The organism is Bradyrhizobium sp. 142, from assembly GCF_023074015.1.
Taxonomy (GTDB): Bacteria; Pseudomonadota; Alphaproteobacteria; order Rhizobiales; family Xanthobacteraceae; genus Bradyrhizobium.
Map to the genome: position 1 here is coordinate 1 of NZ_JADPKQ010000514.1, position 502 is coordinate 502.

Below are 502 nucleotides of genomic sequence, written 5' to 3' on the forward strand. Positions count from 1 at the left end.
CATGCGTTCATCGATCGCGCGTTGTATCTTCCGAAGGAATGGACCGACGATCCAGATCGTCTGGAAGCCGCATACGTGCCTGCCGATGTCGGCTTTGCGACCAAACCAAAGCTTGCGACGAGAATGATCGCACGTGCGATAGCCGCGTCTGTACCATTCAAGTGGGTTGCCGGTGACACCGTCTACGGTGTTGGCGATATCGAACAGCAGCTACGGCGGGCACGCAAAGGCTATGTGCTCGGGGTCAGCAGCTCTCATGTCTTCCGATCCTGGGGCAAGCGACAGCCGGTCGCCGGCAAGGCCGAAGACATCGCCCGGACGCGGCGCCCGTCCGACTGGAAGCGCTTGTCGGCGGGAGCCGGAACCAAAGGACCGAGGCTGCATGACTGGTGTTATCTCGAACTGGCCGACCTCGAGGCCGAGCAGTTCAACAGCGCAAATGATGGTTTATGGACGCGCGGTCTGCTGATCCGTCGCCATATCGCCGATGGCGATCTCGCCT

Annotated in this window: 1 protein-coding gene; it reads left to right on the top strand. The window is 60.8% G+C overall.

Features of this window, described 5'->3' with window-relative positions; translation table 11 throughout:
- Positions 1-502, top strand: a 502-nt coding sequence (locus tag IVA82_RS46020; protein WP_247493957.1) for a transposase, incomplete at both ends; no start/stop codon positions are given.